At 42.9% G+C, this 18,336-nt stretch carries 15 protein-coding genes; 5 read left to right on the forward strand and 10 right to left on the reverse strand.

Annotated elements, in window-relative coordinates; genetic code table 11:
* The first annotated feature begins 226 nt into the window (after window positions 1-226).
* The 5 genes from EOD41_RS12525 to EOD41_RS12545 all read left to right on the forward strand — a co-directional run bounded on the left by EOD41_RS12525 (window position 227) and on the right by EOD41_RS12545 (window position 4,597).
* Window positions 227-565 (forward strand): cupin domain-containing protein, encoded by a 339-nt coding sequence (locus tag EOD41_RS12525; RefSeq protein ID WP_127705392.1) that lies wholly within the window; start codon window positions 227-229, stop codon window positions 563-565.
* A 5-nt stretch (window positions 566-570) separates the two neighbouring features.
* A complete protein-coding gene (locus EOD41_RS12530; RefSeq protein WP_127705394.1) occupies window positions 571-858 on the forward strand; it encodes a SelT/SelW/SelH family protein in 288 nt (95 codons plus the stop codon).
* Between the two features lie 44 nt (window positions 859-902).
* Window positions 903-1,484 carry an HPP family protein gene (locus EOD41_RS12535; protein ID WP_127705396.1) on the forward strand — a complete coding sequence of 194 codons (582 nt, stop codon included), beginning with the start codon at window positions 903-905 and terminating at the stop codon, window positions 1,482-1,484.
* A 40-nt stretch (window positions 1,485-1,524) separates the two neighbouring features.
* The gene (locus EOD41_RS12540) at window positions 1,525-1,917 is read left to right on the forward strand and encodes a group III truncated hemoglobin (RefSeq protein ID WP_127705398.1); all 393 of its coding nucleotides are present in this window, start codon (window positions 1,525-1,527) and stop codon (window positions 1,915-1,917) included.
* 163 nt (window positions 1,918-2,080) lie between these two features.
* Entirely contained in the window at window positions 2,081-4,597 is a 2,517-nt protein-coding gene (locus EOD41_RS12545) for a beta-L-arabinofuranosidase domain-containing protein (RefSeq protein WP_127705400.1), read from the forward strand.
* Window positions 4,598-4,616: 19 nt separating this feature from the next.
* On the opposite strand, the gene EOD41_RS12550 is transcribed toward EOD41_RS12545, so the two are convergent.
* From EOD41_RS12550 to EOD41_RS12595, 10 genes are all read right to left on the reverse strand, one after another.
* Window positions 4,617-5,915, reverse strand: a complete 1,299-nt coding sequence (locus EOD41_RS12550; RefSeq protein WP_127705402.1) for an MFS transporter — start codon at window positions 5,913-5,915, stop codon at window positions 4,617-4,619.
* Window positions 5,916-6,677: an SDR family oxidoreductase gene (locus tag EOD41_RS12555; RefSeq protein WP_127705404.1), complete on the reverse strand. Its 762-nt coding sequence runs from the start codon at window positions 6,675-6,677 to the stop codon at window positions 5,916-5,918.
* Window positions 6,678-6,681: 4 nt separating this feature from the next.
* Entirely contained in the window at window positions 6,682-8,898 is a 2,217-nt protein-coding gene (locus EOD41_RS12560) for a hypothetical protein (RefSeq protein WP_127705406.1), read from the reverse strand.
* Between the two features lie 30 nt (window positions 8,899-8,928).
* A complete protein-coding gene (locus tag EOD41_RS12565) occupies window positions 8,929-9,630 on the reverse strand; it encodes a YetF domain-containing protein (RefSeq protein ID WP_127705408.1) in 702 nt (233 codons plus the stop codon).
* A 6-nt stretch (window positions 9,631-9,636) separates the two neighbouring features.
* A complete protein-coding gene (locus EOD41_RS12570) occupies window positions 9,637-10,332 on the reverse strand; it encodes a DUF421 domain-containing protein (protein WP_127705410.1) in 696 nt (231 codons plus the stop codon).
* A gap of 234 nt (window positions 10,333-10,566) precedes the next feature.
* Window positions 10,567-10,803 carry a hypothetical protein gene (locus EOD41_RS12575; RefSeq protein WP_127705412.1) on the reverse strand — a complete coding sequence of 79 codons (237 nt, stop codon included), beginning with the start codon at window positions 10,801-10,803 and terminating at the stop codon, window positions 10,567-10,569.
* A 319-nt stretch (window positions 10,804-11,122) separates the two neighbouring features.
* Entirely contained in the window at window positions 11,123-13,429 is a 2,307-nt protein-coding gene (locus tag EOD41_RS12580) for a GH92 family glycosyl hydrolase (RefSeq protein ID WP_262707670.1), read from the reverse strand.
* Entirely contained in the window at window positions 13,423-15,579 is a 2,157-nt protein-coding gene (locus tag EOD41_RS12585; protein ID WP_127705416.1) for a hypothetical protein, read from the reverse strand. Before EOD41_RS12585 ends, EOD41_RS12580 begins: the two co-directional genes overlap by 7 nt.
* A gap of 73 nt (window positions 15,580-15,652) precedes the next feature.
* A complete protein-coding gene (locus tag EOD41_RS12590) occupies window positions 15,653-16,405 on the reverse strand; it encodes a DUF3823 domain-containing protein (protein WP_164849934.1) in 753 nt (250 codons plus the stop codon).
* A gap of 14 nt (window positions 16,406-16,419) precedes the next feature.
* On the reverse strand, window positions 16,420-18,333 hold the full coding sequence (locus tag EOD41_RS12595) for a RagB/SusD family nutrient uptake outer membrane protein (protein ID WP_127705420.1): 1,914 nt from the start codon (window positions 18,331-18,333) through the stop codon (window positions 16,420-16,422).
* Window positions 18,334-18,336: the final 3 nt, after the last annotated feature.

Consider the following 18,336-nt stretch of genomic DNA (forward strand, 5'->3'; position numbering starts at 1 on the left):
TTTGTTGACGCCAACGAATTCTGTATTCTATCAAAAATTTCTTATATGCAAATCATTCGGTTAACATAACGGCTAACAGATGATTGATATAAATAAATCGCTGAATATGAGATTTAAATATAAGCGACATAGCCTTATACATTCCGCCAGTTAATACCGTTTTTTATTTCTGGCCTTGTTTATCTTATCAAAAATGCATTTGTACTTTAGTATTTGATAAACATACATGGAAAAAACCGATTTCATAAAGCTTTTAAAACCGGATGAGCAATCATATCTGAACAGGGTAATCAGTAATGTAAATGACCATGTGGTGCGTATAAGTATCATGACAGCGCCTTATCCATGGCATTATCATCCCGACTCTGACGAAACTTTTATTGGTATAGAAGGAACAGTAATTATTGAGACCAGGGATGAGTTAATCGAACTTACTCCTGGAACTGTAGTGACCATACCAAAGGGCGTTGCGCACTGTACACGGCCTAAAGATAAACATAGCAGAAATCTTACTGTTGAATATGCCAACTTGCAAACAATTTACGTTGATAATAACAATCATTAATATTTATGCAAACCGGTAAATCAACAATAATAATTGAATATTGCCCTAAATGCGGATGGATGTTACGGGCTGCTTACATGGCTCAGGAGTTGCTGACTACCTTTACCGATGATATTTATGGTGTGTTGTTAAAACCAAGCGAGACGGCAGGAAGCTACGGCGTTTATATTGATGACCGGATTATTTTCGACAGAAAACAAAACGGGCGCTTTCCGGAGGTTAAAGAACTAAAGCAATTGGTGCGTGACATTGTGAATCCGGATAAAAGCCTGGGGCATTCTGACAGGAAATGAATACCTTTTGTTTTCGCTAAGCAAATCCTATTTTTGCGGCTTTAATGAAACAACGATTAAAAAAGGTCTGGCGGCTGGCAAAAGTTGTAGTTTATAAAGAAACACTGGTTGATCGGCGCGAGCATCTCTGGACATTTTTAGGTTCTTTTTTCGGTATAGGAATTATTGGCTTTGTAAACTCTGTACATTATACCGTCAATGATAATCTTTTTCTGATCGGATCATTCGGTGCCTCTTCCGTTTTAATATATGGAATCATCAATAGTCCGCTGGCACAACCCCGCAACCTTATCGGCGGGCATTTAATATGTGCGTTTGTAGGCGTAACTATTCACAAACTACTCCCAACTGAGCTTTGGCTATCTGCTGCGATATCAGTTTCGTTATCAATAGTGTTGATGCAGATAACTAAAACGCTTCATCCGCCCGGTGGTGCAACCGCATTAATAGCCAATATTGGCTCGCCTAAAATACAGGCGTTGGGTTACTTGTATATTTTTACGCCGGTACTTACCGGTGTACTGATATTACTACTGGTGGCCATAATATTTAACAATGCTACTCCTCATCGTAATTATCCGGCCAATAAACATTGGTACATGATTTGGAAACGAAAGTACTGGTAGCAATCATCTGAATAATTTTGCGAAATTTGCTTAAGCAGCTATGGATAAGCAAACAGACATCATCAGCCTTGAGGACGTCAAAAATCTGGTAGATACTTTTTATACCAAGGTACAACTGCACCCGGTACTATCGCCTGTTTTTAATGAGCGCATAAAGGATAAATGGCCTCAACATCTGGAAAAAATGTACAGCTTTTGGCAAACCATTCTGCTTGAAGAATATACCTATTTTGGCAGGCCTTTCCCGCCGCACGCGCAACTACCTGTTGATGCTATCCACTTTGAAGCATGGCTGCAATTGTTTAACCAAACCGTTGATGAACTTTTCATAGGCGATAAAGCGACTGAAGCAAAATGGCGGGCTAATAAAATGGCTGAAATGTTCCAGATAAAATTGGCGCATTTTAGGGGTAATAGTCATAATATTTTGTAATTAAAGCGTTTCATACCATCTCTTATAAATAAATTAACCCGCAGATTCTGAATTACTGTATTCTTAACATTAATTCGGTATCTTTAGCCTCAATGAGCTTTTGGGTTATCCCGAAAAAGATCATTACAACTATCTGCAAAAACCATTATTTCTACGTTTGCCTATGAAACCTAAAAAAACAAGCTCTTTTATAATTTTATTTTTTGTTGCGCAATCAATTACTTTACCAAGCCTTTGCCAAAGCCGGCTAAACTTTAACCGCGCACCGTTGAAACAGGATGTTTATATACAGCTACCGCTGGGCAGTATAAAAGCCAAAGGCTGGTTATTAAAGCAGCTTGAACTTCAAAAAAGTGGCGCAACCGGTCATGCTGAAGAACTTTACCCTGGTAAGGATGACCTTGGTCCAGATGCCGACTGGCTTGGCGGCACCGGTAACAGCTGGGAAAAAGCGCCTTACTATTTAAAAGGGTTGGTTGCCTTGGCTTATACACTCGATGATGCAGAACTAAAGGCAAAAGCGCAAAAGTGGATAGACTATACGCTGAATCATCAGCAGGAAAACGGTTTATTTGGCTCACCGAAAATGAAAGATTGGTGGCCAAGAATGCCGTTTATGTATGCTTTGCAAAGCTATTACGAGGCTACAAATGATGCCCGGGTTATTCCTTTCCTGTCAAAATATTTAAAGTATGAACTGGCTAATCTTGATGCAGATCCTTTAAGAGACTGGGGTAAGGCACGCGCTGGTGATAATATGGAAATTGCCTTATGGCTTTATAATAAGACAGGGGATGCATATTTAGTTGATCTAGTTAAAAAGCTGCAGTCGCAAGCGTATCCATGGGCGGATATTCACAATAACAATGAGTTCTTTTACTTCGGGCGCGATTTTCATCCTCGGCATATGGTGAGTGTTGCACAAGCGCTGAAGTTCCCGGTTGTGTATTCGCAGATAGATACTTCACCATACTACGCCAATGCCATGCAGAATGGTATCAATAATATTATGCGTGATCATGGCCTGCCACAAGGCTTAAGTTCGGGTACCGAATTTTTGGCAGGCAGAAGCTCTGTACAGGGAGTTGAAACTTGTACGGTGGTTGAATGGATGCAAAGCCTGGAAACTGCTTTCAGGATAACACCTGATGCTTCATTAGGGGATCAGCTTGAAAAGATTGCTTTTAACGCGTTACCGGCACAGTTTAGCAAAGACTTTAAAAACCATACCTATTACACTCTACCTAATCAGGTACAGGCATTACCCGGGCCGCATGGTTTTAACCAGGATTATGCGAACGGAATAGTGCCCAGCCCTTACTCGGGTTACCCGTGCTGCAGGTATAACATGCATATGGGCTGGCCATATTTTGTTAAGAATAGTTGGTCGGCTACGCCCGACGGTGGTTTGGCGGTAAGTATTTACGCGCCGATGGAGGTAACAGCACCAGTACAAAATACCCGGATCAAAATACAAGAAGACACTAATTATCCGTTTGAAGAGCAGATAAGGCTTAAGCTAACGCTTCAACAACCGGCGTTGTTTCCATTGCATTTACGGATACCCGGATGGTGCACAAAACCGCAGGTTTTGGTTAATGGAAAAGAGATTGCGGGAGTTAAACCGGGCCAAATGCTTGTTGTAAACCGCAAATGGAATAGTAACGACAAGATAGTACTAAACTTCCCGATGCATTTGGCCGTTAAGCCGCAGGTTAACAATGCGGTGAGCATTGAGCGTGGACCTTTGGTATATGCCTTAAAGATTCAGGAATCCGTAAAAAACGTTAAAGAGTTTCCGGTTAAAGGATTTTTTGAAACTGAAATATCTCCAGCATCAGCTTGGAACTACGGTTTGTTGTTAGATAAAACATCTCTTGAAAAAAATATCATAGTTGTAAAAGGCCCGATGCCTGAAAACCCGTTTGTGCAGAATGTTACACCGGTTATCCTCAAACTTAAAGCAAAGCGCATTCCCTCGTGGACGATTGACGATAATAAAATAGCCGCGCTTGATGTACCGTTTAGTCCGGTTGCTTCTGCGGAAAAAACGGAAGAAGTTACGCTTGTTCCCTTTGGTTCAGAAAACTTGCGCGTTACCATCTTCCCTACTATCGGTAAGCCACAGTATATAACCTCATCTTACAAGGAAACTTTTGATAATAACTCGATGCCGCAAAGCCTTGTATTTTATGGCGGCGGATGGTTTTGTAAGGATAAAGCTATCCACACCGCTGCAAACGAAGATGGGAAATCAGGACGCGGTACCAAGGTGATCGCGACCGGAACCCGGTTCTCCAATTTAACTTATACTGCTGATGTTAGTGTAAACTCTACAGGCGATGCCGGTCTTGTTTTTAGGGTCACCGAGGCAGCTATAGGTAGTGATGCTTATAAAGGATATTACGTCGGACTAAATGCCGAAACAGGTACAATTCAATTCGGCAAAGCGTCAAATAGTAAGTGGGTAGTTATCAGTTCTGCAAAATATCCACTTGAAATGAATAAAAGCTATAAGGTTACCATAAAAGCGGTAAATGATAAATTTGATGTTTTTATAAACGACGAAAAGAAAGCGGTTATCAGCGCTAAAGATAGTGAATACAAAACCGGCAGTATTGGTTTACGAGCTTATAATGCCCTTGCCAGTGCCGATAACATCTCAGTAACCGCATTATAACAATATATCTGTTGAGCTTTTACGAAAGCTCAACAGGTTCTTTAAGGGCAGTTGGTGCGAGTGGTTGTTTTTTAGACATTTCACACCATTCGTTATCGTTAATAATAGCACGGGCAACAAATATGGATAATGCCTGTACCAATGCTACCGCAATAAGCGCATAGCGCAAAGCGGCGTCTTCACTTATATAACGCGCTACCATGATAAACAGCAAACAGCCAAACAAGCGGCCAACATAAATGCCAACTTCATGACTGAAGATATAGGCAAACTGGTTACGCTTTTCCTTGGAGGCTACGCATTCAATTACCCCTAACTGTATCGGGAAATAAGCCAGATCAAGCAGCGGACGTGCAAATACCAGGCAGCCAACAAATATAATGGCGCCTAAAGCATCGAACCTGAACATATTGACAGCCGCGCCCACCACAAACAATAATAAGCCTGCGGCAAATATTTTTACCCTGTGAGATGGGTTTGCTTTACGGCCAAGTATATAAAGCATAACTGCAGAAAGTAATGAGCCTGTTGACTGTATTGACCCTACCGACCCTTCTTCACCAACAAGTTTCATAATAAGCATTACCGGGGCAGCAATTATAAAGCCCTGCGCTACACCTTTCAAAGCTGCCAGTGCAAGCATTTTATCCCATAAATGATGAAATTTCCAGTACAGAAATTTCGCGTTAACGGGATTTTGGAACCTGCCTTTATGTACAATAACTGAAGCGGTTATAGTAAGCAGAATCACCAACACGGTAAGAAAGTGATAGGCGGTAGTAGCGTGGCCACCAAACCAGCCAAGTTTTTGCGTTGAAGCAATAAAATAACCGGCCACAAGCGGCATAATGATAGATGCTACGGTAAAAAAGAAAGTTTCGAGCCCGTAATAATAGTTGCGGTTATCATCCCGGGTACTGTTAAGCGCCAGGAAAACACGGTTGGCCCAAAAGAAGCCGTACGACAGTCCCATGATCAGGCCGATAAGCCCTACCCCAAAGAGATTAAGGTTATTGAAGAGCATCATTACACCCATATCAATACCGCTGATTATCATGCCCAAAGCATACAATCGAGATATTGGGAACCGCCGAAGCAGGTAACCGTTCATCATGAAAGTTATGGGTATACCTGTACCCTGGGCAAGCTGATACACCATAACAAGGCTTACATCATTTGATTTTCGAATGATGTAAGCGCCTATAAATAATTCAATAACCGGCAATGCAAAAGCGTATACCATATTGGTAAGCAACAGCATACGCATTGGCCGGGGTTGACTGCAAAAAAAATTATACTCGTCTTTTAATTTACCCATTTATATCAGCTGCAAATGCGGCCGTAACTTCAGCTCCACCACATCACACCTGTCGGCCTGTATTAAAGTATATAAAACTGCTTCTGCAATATCTTCAGCAATCATCATTTCGCCTTTTTCTTCATTTTTCCGTTGGTCTTCTACTGATACCGGCTGCATATCCGTTCCTACAGCCCCCGGCTCTATCAGGCTAACCTTAATTCCCAATTCATTTACTTCCTTACGGAAGCTTTCTGAAAAACCCTGAATTGCCGATTTTGTTGCAACATAAACCGAGCTATCTTTTTCACGTACATCGGCACTCATCGAGCCTATGTTTACAATATGCCCTTTGCCATTTTCTTTCATACGATCAAGCGCCATGCGCGAACAGGCGATGTAGCCCAGTACATTTGTGTGCACTATCTCTTCCCAGTCAGTGTAGCTGCCATCGGCTACACCCTGAAAGGCAAGCGCGGCATTGTTTATCATTACATCCAGCCTTCCTAATTGGCTGTCGGCCTCCGTAAATAACTTGCTGATACCTTCTTCAGTTGCTAGGTCAGCTATAATACCATTTAGCTGTCCTTTTAACTCTTCGCCTTTTACACTTTCAAGCGTATCTTCAAGATGCTGCTCATTGCGCCCTGCAATAAGTACATTTGCCCCAAGCGAGGCCAGCAAAATTGCCGTGGCGCGCCCAATCCCTGTTGTACCGCCGGTAATTACAACTGATAATCCGTTGATACGTTCAATCCTCTGTTGAAATGAGTTTACATTCATGATTTCATTTTTTAGTCCACGTAATTGTTATTTGCTGATTGCCTTGAACCCTGTATTCGAGCTGACCGGCTTTTCCCATTTGTTCTATTTCTTCTCCTTTTTTCCCATCTCCTGCTAATACCTTAAATTCCGGTGCTTTTTTCTCACCTATTTTAATAATACATAAGCGGCAGGCCAGCGCACTATCGCCAAGCACCTGGAATTGTACGGCATTCTTTTTAACTGTTTTATTTGAAAACGGATAATCAATAAAAACCATAAAGTCTTCATCAGGTACCCGAATATATTGACGTGGTACTATACCAAATGCCAAGCCGGCGCCATACACTTCTTGTCCAACTGTACCCGATTGCTCCCAACCATCGTGTATATCCTCGAGCGCCACCCACAATTTCGGATCTATCTCTCCAGTAGTTGGTTCCTTAACCAGCATCTCCTCAGGCAGTAATGGCGGATAATAATACACCGCGCGGTGTACCACATACTTTACAAACTCGGCAAGCAGCAGCCTTACTGATGCTAATATTTCTACCCCTTCAGTGAATGATAGGTATTCATGTACACCAGAGTAGGCTTCCTGCTCCTCATAAACCGCCACATATGGCGCATCATTTAACGGGAACAGTTCAAAAAAGCTCGGGAAATTTTTGCCGTAGCCATAATTACATTCCCACAGTGCTATATTTTTAAACACGTTAGCCAGGAACAAATAGCTTAAATTGAGGTATAGTTCATTTTTGGTTTCCTTATACAATAATATCATGGCCTTAGCTGAGAACACAGTATTATTGGCCTGATAGAAAACATCAAAGCCATGCTGCACCATTGATTGCGCGGCCTTCTCAGCTTCCTTAAAGTATTTTTTGTCGCCGGTAATTTCCCAAACCTGCAGCATAACATGCGCATATAAACCAGCCACATCTTTTTCGCCGCCTTTACCTTCCGCTGTTTCCGCTTTAATTACCTCCAGCGTATCCATTTTATAAAATACAGGCCATACGTAGTTAAAGTGATGCGCTACTTTTATAGCATAGTCAATTGATTTCAGCAGAAGATCTTTTGCCAGATCATCGCCGGCTGATGCCATCCTCGCAAGGTTCAACAATGGGTGGTGCAGGTACCATGAATCCATTACCAACGGCTTTTTATGCTCTTCTGAGTAGTCGAGCATTTGCTCCTGTGCAGGCAGCCAGCGCATTACAGTACCCAACTGTTCGTTATAAAAGGCAGGAAGGCCGGCCTTTACTTCCTCTTCCATCCCGCAGGTTTCGCCGCTCCAGCGCATATAGTCTTGTATAGGCAGCAGTACCGCAAGTTGAACCATAATTTCGGGTGGGTTTGCATAATCGCATACGTATGCATTCAAGTATGGGTGCCCGCTGTGGTACGACCAGCAACCTTTATTATTCTGAATATCTATAAGGGCATTTTTTAATATCTCCTGATAATTATGATATTCAGTTTCGGGGCGCGGCAATAGCAGATATATCTCGGCCAGTAAATTCAAAAAGCCTTTTGATATCTCAAACTGGTCGGTGGGTATATGTTCACTCAGAGCAACAAAAGCATCTGAGAAAATGTACGTTTTACCGCCTTGCAGGGGCTTTTCAACCGCAGGCGGCAAACTTAAACCAATTTCGGGCCATTGTCCGCCTACAATACCTGCAGCCGATGTTTGCGTGTCCTGATTATAATCTTCCAAAGCTGTCAGGTTCTGAAAATAGAGGAACGAACCGGCTTTTGGTTTTTTAAATGATGCATAAATAAGCCCTGAGCGCCCGCCGGTTTGTGAAATATGAATTTCACCATCAGTTTTATCAGGATCCTCACTATCACTTAAAATGATCACATCTCTGGGACTAAATGGCACGAAAAGCTCATTAGCCGGAGTAAAGGATACGGTATAACGCACAACCGCCTGAGCGCTTTCGGGCCATTTAACATTAACTTCAAAATTCCCCGCCGGCGACTTAAGTGAAATATCGACTCCGTTATCATCTCCCGGCTTTACATCAATATCGGTAAAACCTTCGGGAGAGTATGCTGTGCGGAAAGCCATTTTAGCGTTTTTACCAAATCTGGCTATTACCCAAAGCGAGTCATCTAAATCAACAATTTCAAACTCGAATTTCTGAGTTGTGTACTGATGTAAAGGCTCCTTGCTAATATCAGTTAATTGGTTAGCGGCAGCAAGTGCCCAAATAGAAGTTCCGTTCGACATATTATATGATAGATTATAGATTTAATTTTATCAGCTATCCTGCATTACTGCCGGCGTCCATATTTTATAGCCGCAGCTTGGACAGGCTGTTTGTTCAGGTTCAAAAGGTTTTTCTTTGGTAAAACCGCAATTTTCACAAGCCAGTAGCGAGTCCGACCGTTCAAACCGCTCATAAAGTTCATGGTCTAAACGCGGTATTATAAAAAGTCCGGGTTTAGGCTCCTCTTCTCTTATAATGGTAAACTTGCCGTTAGCTTCCATATACAGACGCTTTACCTGCCCCAATTGTTTTACACCATTAAAGCGCAGTTCAGCAACAAGGCGTTCCTTTGTAAGGCGTACCCGTTTCATTTCAGGTATATCCATCACGGCGTTTTTTACCAATACCGAAATATTACCCTGCGAAAACCTTTCAAATTTTTGGTCGTAAAATGCCTTTTTAGCTATCCACCGGCTTATCCAAACCACCAAAATGGTTATAACCACAGCGGGTAAAAGCCCTCTGTCTGGCGCCTGCAATGGTATACCAATAGTTGCCGCAAGGGTAACCATTGCAACCATATCATTGCGGCCAATTTGCGATGACATGCGCTTGCCCAGTACGCGCATTGCTATCATTAACAGCAGGTAAATAAACACCGCCCTTATAAAAAGCTCTATGTAAAAATCACCCGGCACCTGGCCCACAAGCCAGCGCATCCAGTCGCCTATTTTTATCTCTTCAGGTTTCATAAATAATTAGCAAACTGCATGGGTAAATTCATCGTGTTCACAATTCGGGCATCTGCCAGCTTCAGTACTTTTTAACACTTTGCCACAGCTTACGCATACTTTTATACCCTCGGTATTTTCGGTCGCTAATAACTCCCCGTTATAAAAAGGTGAATCATCAGGTGGATAAAGAGGCAGGCCCGGACGAGGTTTGCTTGCGGTATATATACTAAGCATGCCGGCCGCTTCGAGGTACACACGGTCAACCATACCAAGGTTAAAGATGTTTTGGCCACGTAACTGGGCAAATATTTGCTGGCGTGAAATACGCTCGTTTGCCATCTTTTCCAGGTCCATAACGCCGTCTTTTACTAAAGTAGTCGGCTTACCCTGTGTGATGTTTTCTATCTTATGGTTATTAAATCCAATTAAACTGATTCCCCTTTGGAAACCTACAGCACACAGCAAAAGTATCAGGCCCTGTAAAATACCCCTGTCGGGTGTTTGCATGGGTACCGATACAATGGCACCGAGGGTAAGTAACACAGCCATTTCCATGATAGTGAGCTGCCCGCTCATGCGTTTACCAAGCCAGCTTACAATAAACAACAGCAATACATAGGTAATAACCGTTCGAAACACTACTTCCAGAAGGAATATTGGTGGCGCCTGCCCAAACAATATGCGCCATATATCTTCTAAATGGATCTCTTCTTTTTTCATTTGCTACTGATAGCTTGGGGGATTAATTCAATTAATTATCATTATCCATTTAGGCGCTGAATAATCAGCATTAAAACAAGCAAAACTATCACGCTATAAATAAAGCTCTGTAATTTTGCAGGCCTTTGGTATGCATAAGTTGTCCATCTCCGCTTTCGCTTGCGTGAATGCATTTTATACTTTATTACCGATCTGTTTGCAGTAACTCGATTTGCAACTGCATGCATTGTTATATTATTCATCGCTATCGTTTGTTTCCTGCCTTTTGTACTGATAAACATTAGGTTCAGCTCCATGCTCTTTACCCTCGTCACCTTCAGGTGCTGCCTCTTTCATTTTATCCAGTTGATCTTCCTGGCGTGCACCTCTGGTTATTTCTTCCTCAGGATGTGCAAGCTTATTATCCTCGTCAGGGTTGCCTGTTGGGTAATTTTGCTGACCCGGAGCAACATTTTCTTTTGATGGTTCCATTGTTATAATTTCTTATTAACTTTTATTTAAACATTGATAATCTTAGCTGTTGCAAAGCAAATCAGCATTATTCCGGGGTGAGTAGCGGACCGGCAACTAAAAAAGAAACGCAGAAAGCGTTTAAAGGATCATCAAAAACGGCTGTCACCCGCAATGTGTAATTTTAACAACCACTACGCCTACAGGTTTTAGCTAATAGAAAAAAATTAAATTTTTAATTTAATTAGAGTAAGTGGTCCTGCATTTTCATTAAACCAAAACAGGGGCATAAAGCCCCTGTTTTGTGTGAAGATGTTAATATAGGTTGAGAAAAGATATCTTATGGCTTTGAAAGTGAGAAAGGCCTGTCTTCCTGCGTTATGCCTCTGTTTTCATTTGGTTTACTTCCCATCTCATAGCTTAAAGTACCGCCATTCATAATATCGGCATAGGTAATATAATTGTGTTGGTAAGTGCTTCCGTTCAGTTTTCCTGATTGGATATACACATTTTCCCGGCGGTTATTTTTTGCTTCAATGATAAACTTTTTACCATTTTCAAGCGAGATGGTGGCTTTAGTAAACATCGGGCTGCCAATAACATACTGATCGGTACCAGGGCATACGCTGTATATACCAAGCGCGCTCAGCACATACCAAGATGATGTTTGCCCCTGGTCTTCATCGCCCGGGTAACCATTCTCGGTGGCATTATATAATTTGCTCATTACCTCACGCACGTGGTACTGGCTTTTCCATGGCTGCCCTGCATAATTATAAAGGTATGGCATATGCTGTATAGGCTGATTACCATGGGCATATTGCCCCATATTGATCATTACCATTTCGGTCATTTCGTGTATCGGGCGGCCGTAGGTGCCAACCTTGTAAGTATTTGGCGAGCTGAATACGGAATCAAGTCTTGTTACAAATGCTTTTTCACCACCCATCAGTCCTATTAATCCGTTTATATCCTGGAAAACCGACCACTGCCAGTGCCAGGCGTTACCTTCAGTAAATGGCCCGCCCCACTCAATAGGGTCGAAATTTGGCGACCACTGCCCGCTTTTATCCCTACCACGCATAAAACGTGATGATGGGTCGAACACGTTACGGTAATTATACATTTGCCGCTCAAATATCTTTTGGTAAAAAGTATTTCCGGTAAGCTTTGCCAACTGGTAACCGCAAAAATCATCATACGCATACTCCAGCGTTTTAGCCGTAGCTTCAGGGTATTGCGGATATGGCACATAACCGAGTTGATAATATTCTTTCCAGCCATGGCGGCCATTAGCCGGTCCCCACGGGCCTTTATCCGTAGCCTCGTGCAAGTATGCCTTAAGTGCCTGTTCAGGGTCAAAAGTGCGTACACCTTTCACCCAGGCATCGGTGAGCAATGATATGGCATGATTGCCTATCATGCTGCCACCTTCCCCCGGGAAAGACCATGACGGCAGCCAGCCGCATTGCTGCTGCGCATCAAGCATGGCCTGCATATACTGTCCATGCATTTTTGGGTACATCAGCACATTAAGCGGAAACTGCGCCCTGAAAGTATCCCAAAAGCCGGTATCGGTATACATGTATCCTTTATGCACCTGCCCATCGTACGGACTATAATAATAAGGCTGGCCATTGGCATCATACTCAAAAAACTGGCGCGAGAACAGGCTCGCCCTGAAAAAGCACGAATAAAAAGTGGCTTTGTTCTGTTCGGTACCACCTTCAACTAAAATGCGGCCTAAATGTGTATTCCAAACTTTTGCGGCAGCGGCTTTGGTGTCTTCAAGATTTTTGAAACTACCAAGCTCTTTTTTCAATGTTAATGATGCTTGTTCCGGACTAATATAAGATGATGCCACCCGGGCTTGCACCTTCTCGCCTGCTTTGAACTGGATATACGCACCAACTTTGCGGCCCATTATGTTTTGTGTTGACACCATTACCTTGTTGCCGCTGTTTTTCCACGTCCCCCATGAGATAAATGGTTTATCAAACACTATCTCAAAATAGCTTTTCAGGCTGTCGGTAAGGCCCCGGCCATTGTGAACATACCCGGTTATTTTTCGTTCGGCAGGTATAATGGTTACCTGAGCAACGCCGGTGTATCCGTCAAGTACCAGGTAGCTGTTTTTTCCTTTCGGGAAAGTAAAGCGTAAATGTGCGCCGCGCTCGGTTGGTGAAATTTCGGTTGATATGCCGTTGTTAAGCTTCACACTGTAATAGTTTGGTTTAGCCACCTCGTTGGCATGACTGAATTTGGCAGCACGCTCATCCTCGTTCACAACTAAATTGCCGCTTACCGGCATTAAAGAGAACACGCAATAATCGTTTGACCATGAGCTGCATTGATGCGCCTGCTGAAAACCGCGTATTGAATCTTTTTCATACTGATACTTCCAGCCATCGCCGTTCTTTCCGGTTTGCGGCGTCCAGGTATGCATGCCAAAAGGAAGCGCAGTTGTTGGGTATGTATTGCCCCGTGTAAGCTCAAACTTAGAGTTTGTGCCTTGCAGGGTGTTTACATATTTCACCAAATCAGGCGACTGAGCAAAAACAATAGCCCGCGTGCAAAGCAAAAAAGTGGTAATTACAATTTTAATTTTCATAGGTAGATGTAGGGTCAAAATTTGTTTTATTACCACATTATGTTCACTAAAATGCCGTCAGGGCTATTGTCAAAACTCAAGTATGCTGTTGATGAAGAAACATCCCATGATGTTTTTACATCGGTTATTTTTTGTCCGTTTGCGGTTGTAACAGAAATGTTCTTCGGCTTCGCCGGAAGAAGTACACGTGCGCTGTTAATGGTTTTCAACGGGCTTTTTGCAGTAAATTGATAACTATTTCCTGTTGCTTTTTCATCATAAATGCGTGATGCCGATGCCAGCACCTGCGGCTTTTTCTTATTGTCAACGCGATTAACCGCATACAGAAATGCCTGCCTGCCGGGATTTACCGTTTTTTGCGCAAGTACCGGTAACTGCGGGTCGAACAGATCGATAACCGGGCCTTTTACCACATATGGCTTGCGGCTAACGCTTTCATCCATAACCGATATAATATCATAAGGGCCGCGCTCAACTGTCAGGCTGTTTTTAAACTGCAGTTCGCCCGCTTTTGCATCATTCTCGTATGCTTGTTTGATAATACCAATGTACGCAGGAGTGTACTGCGAATCCATCACAAATTCTTTAGGGTTCCTTTTGATGATGTGCACAGTACCTTTGCCTACACTGAATTTAGTATGCGCAGAATCAGGCTTGATACCAAGAAGTTTAAACAGGTGTTCAGACGGCGCTTTGAAATTATTGCCTTTTGTGTTCCACCATTCCATAACGCTTTGATACGGGTCATCATCGCGGCCGCAATATACAAGCACACCGCCGTTTTTTACCCATTTAGCCAGGTGCTCATGCGCCTCGGGCGACATCGGCTTCATGTTTGAATAACTCATTACCAGCACCTTTATATCCTTTAAAGTATTAGGATAGGCCAAATTTTCCATGTGCACGGTTTGTACCGGTACGCCGCGTTTCAACAACGGCATAGTTTGCCCGTAGAAATTTGAGAACTGCGGATCATCATAACCGTAATGAGTTGGAAAACGTTGAAACATCAGCGAATTACCCATCAGCACACCTATACCATTTACCCCCGAAACACGGTTGGCGGATACCGGCATGCTGTTAAGCGCGTTTACCATCACCTGCATTTGGGTTGAGTAATACTTCGGAATAAGCACCGCGCTGTCGCTGTTAGCCAATTTGTACGGACGGGTGTAGATACGCTCGGGCCACGGCATTACCTCGTAATCAGCAACCATTGGGTACAGCAGCTTGGCTGTAAACGTTGCCTCGTAGTTCTGTTTATAATCGCCCCAATCGCGAGGCCAGTCCTCAATCGGGTCAGTCAAAAAGAATACTTTACGGTTGGTAGGCGCTGTCATTGATACCATTGATCCGTACTCCAGAAAAGCGTTCTCAAATACACGTTCTGCCGGTTTACCGTTATAATACACCGGTTCGCGCGAAGTGCCAGTCCACACCTGCGCTATGTACCCATCAATACTTGGCAACGACGCCAGGCTGGCTTCAGGACTTACTATTTTCCATGATGAATAGTTAACCAGCGAGTGTGTAGGTATGTAAAATTTCACATCCAACCCTTTGCTTTTACCGTATTCCTTACCATAAGTAGAAACTTCCTTTATAGCGTTATAATACAACTGATACTTCAGCTTACTGGACAGATAAGTATTCTCCGGTGAAGCATCCTGAGGACGCCATGGAAAGCCATAAAACTTTTGCCATTCATCCTTAAAAGCAGTACTGTAACCGGCACGTGCCCAAAATTCAGGTTCTTCCAGGTAAATGGATGTAATTCCTGCATCAATTACTTTTTTGATAACAGCAGTTTTCATGTACTCAACAAACGATGGTACAGGCACTATATAAGGTATATATCTTCCATGCCAGATAGTATCGCCGTTCATTTGCACCTGCCCTTCGCCAAGGTGGTTTTTGCCATCCCATTTACCTAAAAAGTAATCCTGGTACTGACCCCAGGCAATACCCGTCATAAAATGGGTTTTGTATCCCTTGTCGCGCCAGGTTTTGACACGCTCTTCAAACGTCAGCCCGCCACGGTCGTCGGCGCCATAAACAATAGCGATGTCCGATCGTACGTCGATTTCAGGTATCCATTTGCTGCTGGTTTGAAAGGCCGTTTTTTCCTGCGCTGCTACGGTTAAGGCAATAAAAAGGCTATGAAAAAGTAATATCGCTTTTTTCATGGTAGGAATTTTTAATATAGATGGAAAAGATCAAAGTAAGGATAGCCGGCCTGGCTATCCTTACAATTATAGCTTACGGAATGGTAAGTTTTTTTACGGTTGTATAATTATACCAGTTTTGTCCGTATGATATTCTTGCGCCTACACGTAAATAGTAATCGCGGTGTTGGTCAAGTTTATTACTTGATGTAAGTGTAATGGTTTCACCAACAGGCGCAGTATCGCCCGAGTAACTAACCTGAGTTGACAACCTGTCAACACGGTAGTTATTACCAACATAAGGCAGGAAATTCACATATAAATAAACATCAGTAATATTCTGCTGAAAGTTGGGATTTGAAGTACCACGGGTAAAACGTGCCTGTACAGTAACAGTACTATCGGCAGCGTTGTATACCGGTTCGCCCACCCACTCAACATTTAAAAAAGGCTCAACTTCAAACTGCACATTTGTTGTACCGTTTATGTCAAGTTCTTTACGATTATCAACAGTAACGTTTCCTGAAGCATCAGTTTGCAGGAGTGGCACAAACGGCCCCTCTACCGATACGCGATAATGTCCTTTAAATATTTTGTTATTGTTAAAAGTACCGTCCTGCATCGAGTAAAAGTAATACGGTGTCGGATTATCGCTGTAGCTTAATTCATCTAAACGTATGCGTGTACCATTACCACCGGCTTCGGTTTGTATCCCTTCACCGGTTTCTGAATCAACTACACTGCCCGTTAGGGTTTCTTCAGGCTCAGGATAATTGTCATAGTCTTTTGAGCAGGATGTTACAGCAAATAAAGCCAAAGCTAATCCTGCATATATTAATTTTTTCATATTCATCATCTTAATTAATAACCCGGATTTTGAATGATTTTAGGATCTCTCGAAATAACTGAGTTAGGTATTTGCTGATAATACCACCTAACATCAAAGGTATAGCGGCTGTTACGCTGATCAAGCCTTGCATCAAGGAAGTATTTCCCAGCCTGAGCAGCATAAAACGGCATCAGTACACGGTAAACTGTTCCGTTTTGTTCTTTATCAAGAATTCTCCAGCGTTTTAAATCCCACCATATCTTATTTTCAAACGCAAGCTCCTTCCGGCGCTCGTTACGCACAATGTCAACATTGTTTAAATCGGCAGCAGTAGCCAGCAGTGTAGCACCCGCCCTTTCGCGTATCTGGTTTATAGCTGTGAAGGCGTCCTGCAGATAGTTGTTATCATTTTGACCGGCTGCATCAAGCTCATAAGCGGCTTCTGCCAGATTAAGCAATACCTCAGCGTAACGGATTTCGATCCAGGTTTGGTCTGATCGGTTTTCAAGCACATCGGCAGTTGCCCTGTCCGGGTCAATGTATTTACGAACAGAAAAACCTGATACCGCACCTGTACCGTCGGCTGTAAAATAACCGCTTAAACCTGCAGGTGTCATTTTATCACCATTAGGAAGAGTGTATGGGTTTGCCAGGTTTTCGGCAAGATTTGATGCCGATACAATATTAGTTGTTGGATATGGAGACGTGGAGCTTTCAGGAACAAGCTTGCTTATACCACCGGCAACAGCACCGGTATAAATGCCACGGCGTATCTCAATGCTTTGGCCTTTCATGATATCGCCCGGTAATACTACTGATGCCCTAAGCCTTGGCTCGGCATCGGCAAAAATTTCCATAGTATTATCATATAACACATAGTCGCCATTATTGTCAAGCGTTTTAATAGTGCCGTTTGCATTTTTAGGGAAGCCGTCAAACAGTTCTACAAAGTTAAGCGTAGGATTTACCTCGGCCGAGTAACCGTTAGCACCCATTAACTGGCGCGGAACGTTATAAGCGTCATAACCATGCGCCGACTCAGGGTAGTGATATTGACGCACAAAAATGTTTTCCGGGCTATCCTCATCAAAAAACAGGTCGACAAAGTTTTGATACTGCGCTTCTTTATCAGTAGCCGACCAGCTTTCTTTATACAATGAATATTTGCCATCAAGCATTTTTGCAGCATCATATGCAGCTTTAAAATAGGTATTTGCCTTTGCTGCAGGCACACCGCATACGCGTTTCTGACCATCAAACAAACTTACCTGGTTGTATTTAGCTATTGAACCGGCATGCAACATAGCGCGTGATTTTAAGGCGGCTGCTACCCACTTGTTAGCACGGCCAACCTGGTTTTCTTCACCCATATTTTCAATAGCGAAGTCAAGGTCAGTTGCAATGAAATCCCAGATAGCTTCTTCTGATTCACGTGGTAACTGAAGATCTTCAATTGTTTCATCAGGATAGTTAAGCACTCTATCAACAAGTGGAACGCCTCCATAGCGTTTTACCAGCGCGTAGTAAGTAAAGGCGCGTAAAAAATGCGCCTCACCAAGCCAGTTCTTAACCTGGTCTTCGGTATAGTTATTTGCATACTGCGGTAGCGTTTGTATAAAGTAATTGATATCACGAATTTGAGGATATGCCATCTGGAAATATTCAAAGTTCTCAGAGGTAGCACCGTTCAGGTCACGGCTTAACGCTTCGCCTGTATTTGCAGGCATAGGGTTAACCAGCCAGAAATCGTTCATTCCGCGCGGCGAATACCTGAAATCTTCAACAGGTAAACCACTATAAACACGTGCCATGTAAGCACGTATACCCGGTTCGGTTGTAAAAACGTCTGGGTCTTGCACTACGTTTGGCGGCGGCAGGTCAAGTTTCCGGCAAGCCGTAAAACAAATAGTTAACACCGCAAACAGTATATATTTTTTTAGTTTCATGAT

This window comes from Mucilaginibacter limnophilus, from assembly GCF_004005815.1.
Classification (GTDB): domain Bacteria; phylum Bacteroidota; class Bacteroidia; order Sphingobacteriales; family Sphingobacteriaceae; genus Mucilaginibacter; species Mucilaginibacter limnophilus.